The sequence below is a fragment of the Bacteroidota bacterium genome (genome assembly GCA_016721765.1).
GTDB lineage: Bacteria > Bacteroidota > Bacteroidia > UBA4408 > UBA4408 > UBA4408.
In genome coordinates this window covers 1,130,042-1,143,193 of record JADKHO010000001.1, presented here as the reverse complement: position 1 = coordinate 1,143,193, position 13,152 = coordinate 1,130,042, and the positions used below count along the sequence as shown (strand labels likewise).

Here is a 13,152-nt window from a genome sequence, read left to right as displayed (position 1 = left end):
AAAATATTTTTGTAAAAAATAAGTTAGAAGTAAACCACGCTCAGGTAAATACAAATTTGTTAAAACGTTTTAATAATCCATTTTCCTTTACAATTTTGCTTGCACTAGTAATGCTCTTGGCTGCTTGTACCACCAAGAAAAATACTGTTGCGACGCGTTCGTACCATAACTTAACCTCCCGCTTTAACGGCTATTTTTACGCAAAAGAAAGTTTAAAAGAAGGTGTTGAAAAGCTCTACAAAACACATGTCGACCATTTTGATAAACTTATTCCTGTATTTAACTACACCGATTTAAAGGAATCGCAAACACTTACTGCCGAAATGGATAAAGCTTATAAAAAAGCTTCTTCGGTAATTGAGCGGCATTCGATTTTAATAAAAGGACAAGAGCATTGCAATTGGATTGATGACAGTTATTTAGTTATTGGCAAGTCGCATTTTTATCGACACAACTATATTGATGCGCTAGAGGTGTTTGATTTTATGCAAACCCAATATAAAAAATTGCCTTCACACTATGAAGCCATGCTGTGGTCGTTCCGTTGTCAAAATGAAGTGGGGACCTCTGCCGTGGCTGAAAGCATCATGGATGAAATTCGTTACGATAAAAAATTTCCTGAAAATTTAAAAGGTGAATACTATGCCGTTTGCGCTGATTATTATTGCAAGAAAGACGATTATTCCTTTGCCATCGAAAATCTCACAAAAGCTATTGCCCATACAAAAAGTAAGCGCGAAAGAACACGATACACTTTTGTTTTGGCACAACTCTATCAAAAACAAGGTCAGCTAAAAAAAGCTTCTCATTATTTTGGTTTGGTGGTAAAAATGAATCCTCCTTATGAGATGGCCTTTAGTGCAAAAATTAATGAAGCGCGCAGCTTTGATGTGAACAGCGGTAGCACAGTCGATTTAAAGAAACGCTTGAAAAAAATGTTGCGCGACGATAAAAATATCGAATATCAAGATCAAATTTATTACGCCTTAGCAGAAATTGCCGACAAAGAAAAACAACAAGAGCTTGCTATGGATTATTTGCATAAATCTATAAGCACCAGTACCAGCAATACTTACCAAAAAGGGATGTCGAGTTTAAAATTAGGGGATATTTATTTGCAATTTCCTGATTTTAAGAGTGCACAAGCATATTACGATACCGCAGTTAGTTTGCTGAATCCGGAGTTTCCTGATTACGATGACATTGTTACAAAATCAAAAAGTTTAACCGGTTTGGTGAAGGATATAAATACCGTTGAGCGGGAAGATAGTTTACAGGCCATATCTAAACTAGATGAATCGAGTAGAGCTACTTTATTGGAAAAATTAGAAGCAAACGCCAAAGCACAAGCGCAGGCTAAAAAAGAAAAAGAAGAAGAGGAAAAACTCAATCAAGAACAAGAGCAAAACACCAGAATGCCTCAAAATGCATCTAACAGTGGTCCGGGTGGAATGGGCTTTCCCGGCGGAACAGGTGAAAGAGGTTGGTATTTTTACAACCAACAAACCTTGAGTTTTGGTTTTAGCGAGTTTCAAAAAAAATGGGGCAATCGAAAGCTCGAAGACAATTGGCGAAGAAGCAATAAACAGCAACAAACCCCTGCCGATGATTTTGGATCAACTGCCACTACACAAGGCGATAATGCAAATGCCGGCGATGAAACAAGCGAAAAGTCGAAAGATGGTTTGGAATATCGCAACAAAGCAAGCATGTTAAAAGACATTCCGCTTACTGAAGCTGCCATAAAAAAATCAAACGATACCATTATCAATGCGCTTTATGATATGGCTTCAATTTATAAGGATCAACTTGGATTTAACCTCAAATCAATTGAGACCTATGAAGAGTTGTTGCGCCGTTTTCCGGAAAACCGCTATAAGCTAAGTTGCTATTTTCAATTGTACCAAGCCTACACGCAAGCCGAAGATGAACCCAATGCGTTGAAATATAAAAACATCTTGTTAAACGATTATCCGAATAGCGATTATGCCCTAATTATTCGTGACCCCAATTATGGTAAAAACAAGGCATTTAGCAAGAGCGAAGCTACAAAGTATTACGAGCAAACCTATCAACTCTTTTTGGATCAAAATTATGCCCAAGTGCTTGTAAATTGTGCCACCTCGGATACACTATTCCCCAATAGCAAATACAAGCCTAAATATGATTTTTTAAAGGCGCAGTGTATTGGCAAAACAGCACCCCTTGACGAATACATTAAATCGCTGCGCTTAGTTGTTGCCAAATATCCAAAGGATGATGTTAAAAAGCGTGCTTCGGATATGTTGGAGGTATTGCTAAAACTGCAAGCAGCTCAGCAAAAGCCCGAAATGAAAGCGCTTGCCGACACGAGTAAAAAAGTAGCGGCACTCTACAATTTTAGCCCGGATGGCGAGCATTTCTGCATCATTTTACTGCCCAGTGCCGGTCTTTCCATGCCCCAACAAAAAGCAGATTTATCCGACTTTAATGACGAAAATTTTAGTGGTAGCCAACTGCTTATTAGTGACCTAGTTTTTAGCACCGACCAACAAATGATTTCTGTTAAATCCTTTCCCAATAAGGCAAAAGCAATGGAATATTATGGTGTTTTAAAAAACAGTGAAACTCTTTTTAAAGGATTATCCAATCCCGAAAAATTTAAAATTCTTGTAATTTCAGCCGACAATTATCCCATCCTTTACAATAAAAAAGATGTTTCGGCTTATGAAACATTCTTTGGGCAGAAGTATTTGCAATAGGTTTATATACTGGGAATCAATACATTTACAAAAGTAAAGACCCACTTAGCTAATTGCCAATGACAAAACCATACCGCTTTTCAAAATTATTTTTCTTGTTTATTGCCCATTGCTTATTAATTTATCCAGCTTTTGCGCAAGAGGTTCTGTGGGAGGAATGGTCAGGATATGAAAATCAATATTTCTCTACCCTTGATGAAACGAAGGATGGCGGATTTATTCTTGGCGGGCCAACTTACATTTTGAATATGAGTCGAAATTTTTGGCTAATTAAAACTGATTCTTTAGGTCATAGAATCTGGCAAAGAAACTACGGGGGAATGGGTGATGATAATTTACATAATGTGCTGCAAACCAAGGATGGTGGATATCTCCTAGGAGGAAATTCAAACTCTCCTGCTTCTGGCAATAAATCTGAAAATAATATTGGTTTTTTCGATTTCTGGGTCGTCAAAACTGATTCACTTGGCAACATCCTTTGGGAAAATACTATTGGGGGAAGCGGGGACGATGTTCTTTATGATATGAAGGAAACAGATGACGGTGGTTGCATTCTTATTGGCAAATCAAAGTCTAATACTTCCGGTGATAAATCACAAAACAGCAGGGGAACGTATGACTTTTGGCTCGTAAAACTTGATACCTTGGGAATTGTGCAGTGGGAAAAAACAATTGGTGGAAATTTAAACGAAACTCCTGCTTCTGTTGTTCAAACAAAAGATAATGGCTTTTTGTTAGGCGGCTCCTCTGAATCCGGAATTTCCGGAGAAAAAACGAAAGCTAGTGTCGGGTTAACGGATTATTGGATAATAAAAGTAGATAGTCTCGGAGGTATTGAGTGGCAGAATACAATAGGCGGCGCTCAGTCAGACAATATGAGTGCATTAGATCTGGCTAACGATGGTGGTTTCGTTATTGTTGGGAATTCTCAATCAAGCGTTTCAGGCGATAAATCAGAAAACAATATTGGGATTATTGACTATTGGATTGTTAAGACAGATAGCATTGGTGCGATGCAATGGCAAAATACTATTGGAGGAACAAAAGAGGATCAGTCGCATAAAATTGTTGCAACCAAAGACGGTGGATATATAATTGCCGGAGAGTCACGATCTCCCATTTCCGGAGATAAAACTGAAGCCAATATGGATAGTGCAAATTATTTTCAAGGTTTTGTTCCTTGGATTGTAAGGCTTGACTCTGCTGGTAATATAAAATGGCAAAATACCCTCCAGAATAGCTACACAGGTATTTATGGATGGGATATGAATGTTTTAGATATTGTTGAAACAAGGAACCATGATTTTGTTACTGCTGAGTATTCGGAATTTTATGCAGTATGGACGACAGAGTATATCGAGGGCTTAATGCGAAGAATCACGGAGACTTTAAATACAATAAGCGGAACTATTTATGTGGATGCAAATTCAAATGGGGTGCAAAACATAGGTGAAAAAGTACTTTACAATCATAAGATTATAGATAATAATACAAATAGATTTGCTTTTTCTTTAATTGATGGAAGCTATAGTCTTGTGGTTTTAGATAGTGGTAATTTTACTGTTTCAACCCCTATACCCAACTTTTACACATCTGCTCCATTAACTAACACAGCCTACTTTAATGGTTTTCGTCAAATAGATTCACTTAACAATTTTGCTTTTCAACCTTTGGGGGTTGTTAACGATCTTTGGGTAATTGAAAATGGAACTTCCCGCCTTCGCCCTGGATTTAATGGCATGTATACTATCCAGTATGGAAATTCCGGAACTACTACTCTTTCTCCAAGCATTGTTTTATATCTCGACCCTTTATTGACTTATTCTTATTCCGACAGTATTCCTTTTCTTGTAACTGCCGATTCTATTGTTTGGAACTTAGCACCATTAGCACCATTCGAAAGCGGAACCATTAAGGTTGTATTTGGAATCCAAGCTTCAGCTCAGATTGGCACCTCTGCTCATTCCAGCATTCATATTTATCCTTTCATTAATGATACGATTCCAACCTCTAATTCGCACACTTGCCATGACCCCATTTCGGGCAGTTATGACCCGAATGATATTCTGGTAAATAAAGAACAACTAACAACAAATGAACTTGCCACCCAACCCTATTTAGATTACATCATCCGTTTTCAAAATACCGGAAATGATACTGCTTTCAACATTCGGATCAGCAATCCCATTGATATCAACTTCTTACAAATTTCAACCATAGAGTTTGTAAATGCATCTCACCCTGTAAATCTCAAGTGGTTGTATTGGGAAGGAAATATGGAATTTAAATTCCCTAACGTTTTGCTTCCCGACAGTGGAACCAACCAATTGCTTTCAAACGGGTATGTGCATTACCGTATAAAACCAAAAACAACTTTACAAGTGGGTGATACAATTCCAAATAACGCTTTCATTTATTTTGACTTCAACCTTCCTGTGGCCACAAACATCGCTCATACTGAAATTGTGCAACCAAACACAATCCCTTCATCAAAAAATCAGGAGAAAGAATCATTGGCAATATTCCCCAATCCCGCAAAGGATGAAATAAACATACTATTCAGCAGCCAGACAAAAGAAGAAACCCCCGTTTCAATCTTTGATGTATTCGGAAGAGAAGTCCTCTCAAAAAAAATTACCGCCACCGATCACAAAATTTTACTAACAAATCTCTCCCCGGGAGTTTATGTTCTGAAAGTAAATTCCCAAACCAGGAAGTTCGTAAAAAGGTAAAAGGGCGACAAAAAAGCCTTGTTTACTGTCCAAAATTGCCAATTAGGGTTAAAACGGTACTCTTTTAATTGAAAATACTATCTTTGAGCTTCTCAATTAGTTAAGAATTAAATTACTAGAAAAAATGTTTAACAAAAATCGTAACCTGATGGGAAAGAATAACGACCTCAATACCAGTTCCATCAACTTAATTGGAGCGGGTACCATTATTAATGGAGAAGTTATTTCTAACGGAGATATTCGTGTGGATGGCACTGTGATTGGATCGGTAAGCTCCAAAGGCAAAGTTGTAATTGGTAGTACCGGAAATATTGAGGGTGAAATTGTGTGTCAAAATGCCGATGTTTCCGGAAAAATTTCAGGAAATATCAGTGTGGCCGAAATTTTATCGTTAAAGGCTACTGCAAACCTCATTGGTGATATTATTGCCAGCAAATTATCTATCGAACCCGGAGCCAACTTTATGGGCTCATGTAGCATGGGCGGCATGGTAAAAAACATGTTAAATGCCGACAAACAAGAGCGAGAAAAAGCCGAAAAAATTGCCTGATTACGCAAAGTATTCCGGTATGGGTATTCAAATGCTTGCCATTATGTTGGCGGGCGTTTTTGGAGGCAAATACCTGGATAAATTACTGGCAACCCCATTTCCGGTTTTTACCTTAGTGCTAACATTGGTTGCTGTTGGAGGTGCCATTTGGTACTTTATAAAAGACTTTCTCAAGAAAAAATAATCCTTTCGAGCCTCTGTAATGCAAAAATTTTATATCCGACTTTTCCTGCTATCCTTTATTGTAGCAGCATTGCTTTTTGTTTGGAACAACTACGGGCCAGCTAATTTCAGGAATAATTTAACTTGGTATGCACTCGCATTTTTTATTGCCACCACCGCTGCGATTCATTATTTCTTAACCCAATCAGCTAAAAAAAGTCCACAAGTTTTTGTGCGCTCCTTTATGGCTATCACCACAATAAAACTATTAGCTTACCTGATGTTTATTGTCGTGTTTTTAATGAACCGTCCACCCGGAGGGAAAGTGTTTGTGCTCCATTTTTTAATGCTGTATTTTGTGTACACTTCCTTTGAAACCTACCAACTGTTTAAAAGTCAGGTAAAGTAGCTTCAGTCTTTCCATAAAGTTGCATAGCGCTTTATATCCACCTCGGGATGCAATTCGCAATTACCTTCTAAAAAAGCTACATATTGTTGCGCAAAATAAGGTGCAAGCAAAATTGCTTTGGTCCCCATTCCATTAAAAATTCCTATTTGTGCATGTTTTGGATGGATGCCTAAGAGCGGTCTTCGGTCTTTCACAGTTGGCCTTATACCGGCCTGGTGTTCCACAATTTCAAAAGGAATTTTCAATACATGCTGCAATTTAGAAAGTAAATCGCTTTTGCCTTTTTCGCTTGGAAATTCACTAAGGTCATTCCATTCGTAGGTGGCACCAACTTTATATAAATCGTTGCCCAATGGCATGATAAAAACACCCTTGTTCACCACATTTTCAGTGTTGTAATTTTTAATGCGAATAATTAACACTTCTCCTTTGGTGAGCAAAAAAGGCAGGTAGCTAAAATAGGGGTTCCTTGTGGCGTGATAGCCTTCACAAAAAATAATTTTTTGTGCCTCAATATCCTTCCAGGTTACGCTTTCAGAATTCAGCTTTAAATCATTAAAATCGAACTTTTCTTGCTTATAAGCACCTTTCCATATCAAGTATTCTTTCATCCCTTCCAGCATTACCGGTATATCTACATTCCCCGATTGCTTTACAAATGCACATGAAAAATTATTTTGAATTTCCTCCAACATGTACTGTGCATCTGTTGCATTCGTTAAGTAAGGAGCTAATTCGGGCTGAGTCGCTTTTGATAACCAGAAGGTTCGTTCCTCTTCAGAAACAAATAGCTTCACAATGGAGCGCTTGTGGTGAAATTTAAGCTTAAAAAGCTGTTCCATTTCAGCGTAAATTTGGTTTGTCGCCGGCAGCACTTCATCCACCATCCAACTTTTTACGATGCGCTTAAACACAATTGGATTGTATAATCCGGCTGCCACTTTTGATGCGGTAAACACTTTATTCTCGTCTATCACCAGCACCGTTTTTCCGCACTGCATCAATAAAAAAGAAAGCACCGACCCTGCAATTCCCTGCCCAACAATTATAAAATTTTTTTTCACCCCCCGAAGGTAATCATTATGGGCATTGCTGACGAGAATCCGTACATTTGTAAAAAAAACAACATGCGTTATAAATTCCTTTTGCTCCTCTCTTTTTGGGGCAACACCCTTTTTTCACAAATCCTAAACGTTTCACAAAATCAACTCACCTTTGGAAACACCTTCGAAAATGCTCCCGACAGTTTGTTGATTAGCGTTACAAACCCCGGTTCCACAGCTGTGGAGGTGAGCGGCATACGCTTTTACAAAGTATATGGCAGTATCCCTTTTTCGGTTCGCGACAGTGTATTTACTCTGGCTCCATTTGCATCCAAATCCATTTGGGTAAAATTTAGTCCGCTACATAACGTGGCACACAATGTTGAAATGGTATTGCTTAATAATTCACATAGAGGCAATGTTTCTGTAAATATTTTAGGCCAAGGGAAATACTCAAAAACCTATTACAGTCATACCGAAAACATTTCAGAACAAACCCTAAAAGATACTTTACAAGCCATTACAGGTAGAGGATACACGCAATTGGGTTACAATGGAGCGCGCGACAAAATGTTTATGAATATCGACAACAAAAAAGTGAATGGTCAAGGGGCTGCCTCCAATACACTTGAATGTGTGTATACCGGAAGAAATGCAGTTGGATACACCAGTCGCAGCAATTGCCAGAGCGCATTTAGTTTTAATACCGAGCATACTTATCCTCAAGGTTATTTTTCAAGTGCCGAACCTATGGTTTCCGATTTATTTCACTTGTATCCAACAGATGACAATGCAAACAATGTGCGCAATAGCTTTCGATTTGGGGATGTGGTAGATTCATTGGCAACATGGTCGGATGGAGGTTCTATGTTTAAAACACCTTTCTTTGAACCACGCGATTCACATAAAGGAGAAGTGGCGCGGGCCATGTTTTATTTTGTGGTAAGGTACCAAAATTATCAGGGTTTTTTAACCACCCAAGAATCGACCTTGCGTTATTGGCTGCATGCATTCCCTCCTACAACTATTGAACGCAAACGCAATACCGACATTCATTCATTCCAACACAATTACAATCCCTTTATTGATTACCCGCAATTGGTGGATAGAATTTCTTCCATTTCAAATACCTCTGTTGCGGCTGCAGTTGCTAGTATTGACCTAACCGACTCCATGATTGACTATGGATTTTTGACTCCGGCAACAAATTACTTATACAATTATGTAATTGTAAACAAAGGAAATACAACAGTTAATTTTACAAATTTAAATGTGACCAATCCTGCCATTTTGAATTTTGTAAACGGAACAGGTAGCAATGTCACACTGCTTCCCGGAGATGCTTTAAACATTAAAATTAATATCAATACACTTAATGCAGATTCGCTTTTTGAGTATTTAAATTTTGATACCGATATCGCAGGCCTTTCCACCGTTCAGGTGCCCATTTTTGCTAACTTTCATCAATTGCCATTGGGGGTTTTTCCTAACTCAAAAGGAGAAACAGCTTTAGGTACTGAAATGGAATTATTTCCAAATCCAACAAACGGATTAAGCACATTGAATTATCAGTTGGACGCAAGAGAATCCGGATTCATTTTGCTTTATGATCGATTGGGAAACATGGTTTATTCAAAGCAATTGTCAGCAGATGAAAACACAACTCAACTTGATTTATCGGGCTTAAGCCAAGGCATGTATATTTGCCGATTGATGGCCGGAAACAAAAGCAAATTCAAGAAATTGATTTTGATAAAGTAAGCACTCATTAACTCTAAGAAACAACGCTATCACACGATACTCATTAGTAAAATGGCCTCAGCTAAAAAAATCCAAAATGCATTAATTTCTGTCTTTTATAAAGATAATCTTGAACCAATAGTGCAAGCGTTGCACCAATTTGGTGTGCAATTGTACTCTACGGGAGGCACGCAAACCTTTATTGAAAAGCTTGGTATTCCGGTGGTACCGGTAGAAGACTTAACAACTTACCCTTCTATTTTAGGCGGAAGAGTGAAAACCTTACATCCAAAAATTTTTGGAGGGATTTTAGGCCGAAGAGAGTTAGATAGTGATGTGGCACAGATGGAGGAATACGAGATTCCAAGCATGGATCTGGTGATTGTGGATTTATATCCTTTTGAGGAAACCCTTGCCTCCGGTGCAAGCGAAGCAGAAATTATAGAGAAAATTGACATTGGTGGAATTTCACTTATTCGCGCTGCAGCAAAGAACTTTAACGATGTTTTAATTGTTTCTTCTAAACAGCAATATGCCACTTTGCTCGATATGCTTACCCTCAAAAAGGGAATTTCCGACATCGAAGAAAGAAGGTTATTGGCAACAGAGGCTTTTCAGGTTAGCTCACATTACGACAGTGCGATTTTTAATTATTTTAATGCCGGCAAAGTCACTGCCTTTAAACAAAGTGTTTCACCTGCCAAAGTACTTCGCTACGGCGAAAATCCGCATCAACAAGGTGTCTTTTATGGAAATTTGGATGCCCTTTTTAAACAATTGAGCGGCAAAGAACTTTCATATAATAATTTACTCGATGTAGACGCTGCCGTGAATTTAATGTCGGAATTTACAACGCCCACTTTTGCCATTTTAAAACACAACAATGCCTGTGGAATTGCCTCTCGCGAAAAACTTGTTGATGCCTGGAAAGCTGCTTTAGCGGGAGATCCGGTAAGTGCTTTTGGAGGAGTTTTGATTAGCAACCGTGAAGTAGACAAAGAAACCGCTGCGGAAATTAACAAGTTGTTTTTTGAAGTACTAATTGCTCCTGCATTTTCGGGGGAGAGTTTGGAAATATTGAAAGCCAAACCCAATAGAATTTTACTGCAAAAAAATGATATTTCGCTTCCCGAAAAATCATTCCGAACACTTTTAAATGGCGTAATTGAACAAGAGAAGGACCAAAGAACGGAAACGCCGGCGGATATGCAAACGATTACCAAAGTTGCTCCAACAGCCGAGGAGTTGTTAGACCTTGAGTTTGCGAATAAAATTGTAAAACACACTAAATCCAATACCATTGTTTTAGCTAAGGGAAAACAATTGTTAGCTAGTGGAGTAGGGCAAACCAGCCGTGTAGACGCCCTGCATCAGGCAATTGCTAAAGCCAAAGCTTTTGGTTTTGATTTAAAAGGAGCAGTAATGGCCAGCGATGCTTTTTTTCCGTTTCCGGATTGTGTTGAAATTGCAGATAGAGCAGGAATAAAAACAGTAATACAACCTGGGGGTTCAATTAAGGATAAGGAATCCATAAGCTATTGTGATGCGCACGGAATGGCAATGGTGATGACCGGTGTGCGTCATTTCAAACACTAGGTCACAGTCTGATTCCAATAACTAATATATCGTCAATTTGCTTGTTTTTACCCATCCAGGTGATAAGGTTATTATGTACTTTTTCCTTTTGTTCTTCCAAGGATAACTGCGCAATTTCCATAAACATTTGACGCAGATTTTTGGACATGAATTTTTTATTCTTCTCCCCGCCAAACTGATCGGCATAGCCATCCGAAAATACATACACCATATCATTAGGTAAATATTGAATGGAATCGTCTTCAAAAATTTTCTCTTTGCCTTCCAGGTAACCGCCAATAGAATAGGCAGAACCTTTGTATTCATACAGCTCTCTATTGCGCACCAAATAAAGCGGTCGGGATGCGCCTGAATAGAGTAGATTTTTTCTTTCAAAGTCGATGCAGCACACACTCATGTCCATACCGTCGCGGTTAGCACTTAATTCGCCGCGCTGTTTCAAGGCTTCCATAATATTCACATCCATTTGCTGCAAGATAGTTGAGGGAGATGTTTCGCCCATGTCGTTCACTACCTTATTGAGTAAAGTAGAACCTATCATACTCATAAATGCACCCGGAACACCATGTCCGGTACAATCAACCGCAGCTATTACAACTTTGTTGTGCTTTTCACTATACCAATAAAAATCGCCACTCACAATATCTCTGGGGCGAAAATAAATGAACATGTTTTGATTTCCGATGTGCACTGTGCCTTCACGTGGGAGAATAGCTTCTTGTATGCGCTTTGCGTAGTTTATACTATCTGTAATGTCTTTATTTTTATCGGCAATTATTTTATTTTGTTCTTCAATTTCGAGGGTACGTGTTTTTACCTTTTTTTCCAATTCAATATTTAATTCCATCTGCGATTTATTGTTTTCGCGCAATTGTTCCACGAGCAACTCCTGAACCAGTTGTTTTTCCTCTTTTAGTGTTTTAACCCGCTCTGCCAAAGCAAAAGAGAGAAAAATAATTTCGATGGAGGACCCTATTTGGATGCCGTATTCCGTAATAAAAACACGTGGAAAAAATCCAAAATTTTTCAAGAGCGCTGTCAACACCCCAAGAATTAATAAGGAAAATGCGATTAGAAAATAGCGCGCAGGTGGATACTCCTTTTTGTACACTAATATTGCTGTAATTAATACACTAGCATTTGCAATTAATGCCACAAAATTTAATGATTTTAAACTCAGTGAGTAAAATGGATTATCAATCAAACTCATAAAATGAAGTACCCCATCAATGGAGGCAATTGCCCAAAGTAGTTTATGCATCTTGGGCGCATACTTCTTTGTATACAGTAATTGTTGCGAAAATATGAGTAGGAAAAAAACTGCAAAAGAACCCGACATGGGAATAATGTGATTGGCTATCCATGGGCTATTGGGCCATAAATATTGGAAGGCTAATCCATCCAATGACAATTGAAAAATCCCAATTCCTAAGATGTAGAGCAAGTAGTAAAAATTTAATTTTTCTCGGAGCGATGTGCCTAAAAAGATGGATAGAAAAATAGCGAAGAGCAAAATGCCGTAATAAATTCCAAGTATAATTTGTTGCGTATAATCTCTTTTCGCTAACTCAAGGGTTTTTAAAATACTAATGGGAAAACTCGTTGCTTCGCCGTCGCAGACAATGTGTGCATAAATTGTTTTTTGTTCGTTTCCCCAGAATTCTATTTCAAATAAAAAATTCTTATGCATGATTTCCCTTTTCGAAAAAGGGAAATGATCACCTACCAGCATGTAATGGTATTCGCCTCTGTAATCCGGAACGTACAACTCCAGCCGGTTTAAAAATGGATATGGAATTTCAAGAATTATTTTGCGCGGCTTAAGGTTGTTTTTAACCTTAAGCTTAAACCAAAACGAGGAGTTCGTAAATCCCAAATTGGGTTCATCATTCCCTGCGTTTAAGCTAAATGCCAGTTTATTCACACTGTCGCTTGCTCCTTTAAAATCAAGTTCTCCGGACTTATCTTCATACCAATAAAGTGATTGGTATACAGTGTATTCATTGGTGCTATCGTTAAGCAGCACAACGTCCTTAGGAAGATCTTTGCTAAGGGCTTCACTAGTGAATACACTGAAAAGGAAGAAAATAAAAAACCAATTTTTAAGCATTTGGGTGGGGTGAATGAGGAAATTCAAACATACTAAAATAATACATTACTAAATACAAAAGTGCTGTTG

General features: G+C 38.2%; 9 protein-coding genes. 7 read left to right on the top strand and 2 right to left on the bottom strand.

Features of this window, described 5'->3' with window-relative positions:
• The first annotated feature begins 56 nt into the window (after positions 1-56).
• The 5 genes from IPP32_04020 to IPP32_04000 all read left to right on the top strand — a co-directional run bounded on the left by IPP32_04020 (position 57) and on the right by IPP32_04000 (position 6,594).
• Positions 57-2,741, top strand: a complete 2,685-nt coding sequence (locus IPP32_04020; protein MBL0047247.1) for a hypothetical protein — start codon at positions 57-59, stop codon at positions 2,739-2,741.
• Positions 2,742-2,800: 59 nt separating this feature from the next.
• Positions 2,801-5,473 carry a T9SS type A sorting domain-containing protein gene (locus IPP32_04015; GenBank protein MBL0047246.1) on the top strand — a complete coding sequence of 891 codons (2,673 nt, stop codon included), beginning with the start codon at positions 2,801-2,803 and terminating at the stop codon, positions 5,471-5,473.
• A 124-nt stretch (positions 5,474-5,597) separates the two neighbouring features.
• Positions 5,598-6,023 carry a polymer-forming cytoskeletal protein gene (locus tag IPP32_04010; GenBank protein MBL0047245.1) on the top strand — a complete coding sequence of 142 codons (426 nt, stop codon included), beginning with the start codon at positions 5,598-5,600 and terminating at the stop codon, positions 6,021-6,023.
• On the top strand, positions 6,016-6,207 hold the full coding sequence (locus tag IPP32_04005) for an AtpZ/AtpI family protein (protein MBL0047244.1): 192 nt from the start codon (positions 6,016-6,018) through the stop codon (positions 6,205-6,207). Before IPP32_04010 ends, IPP32_04005 begins: the two co-directional genes overlap by 8 nt.
• Before the next feature lie 18 nt (positions 6,208-6,225).
• A complete protein-coding gene (locus tag IPP32_04000; protein ID MBL0047243.1) occupies positions 6,226-6,594 on the top strand; it encodes a hypothetical protein in 369 nt (122 codons plus the stop codon).
• A gap of 2 nt (positions 6,595-6,596) precedes the next feature.
• Here IPP32_04000 and IPP32_03995 read toward each other — a convergent pair whose 3' ends face one another.
• Positions 6,597-7,658, bottom strand: a complete 1,062-nt coding sequence (locus IPP32_03995) for an FAD-dependent oxidoreductase (GenBank protein MBL0047242.1) — start codon at positions 7,656-7,658, stop codon at positions 6,597-6,599.
• Between the two features lie 63 nt (positions 7,659-7,721).
• Between IPP32_03995 and IPP32_03990 the strand changes: the two genes are divergently transcribed.
• Positions 7,722-9,398: an endonuclease gene (locus IPP32_03990; GenBank protein ID MBL0047241.1), complete on the top strand. Its 1,677-nt coding sequence runs from the start codon at positions 7,722-7,724 to the stop codon at positions 9,396-9,398.
• Positions 9,399-9,449: 51 nt separating this feature from the next.
• Positions 9,450-10,973: a bifunctional phosphoribosylaminoimidazolecarboxamide formyltransferase/IMP cyclohydrolase gene (purH, locus tag IPP32_03985; GenBank protein MBL0047240.1), complete on the top strand. Its 1,524-nt coding sequence runs from the start codon at positions 9,450-9,452 to the stop codon at positions 10,971-10,973.
• Between the two features lies 1 nt (position 10,974).
• Here purH and IPP32_03980 read toward each other — a convergent pair whose 3' ends face one another.
• Positions 10,975-13,083: a SpoIIE family protein phosphatase gene (locus IPP32_03980; GenBank protein ID MBL0047239.1), complete on the bottom strand. Its 2,109-nt coding sequence runs from the start codon at positions 13,081-13,083 to the stop codon at positions 10,975-10,977.
• Positions 13,084-13,152: the final 69 nt, after the last annotated feature.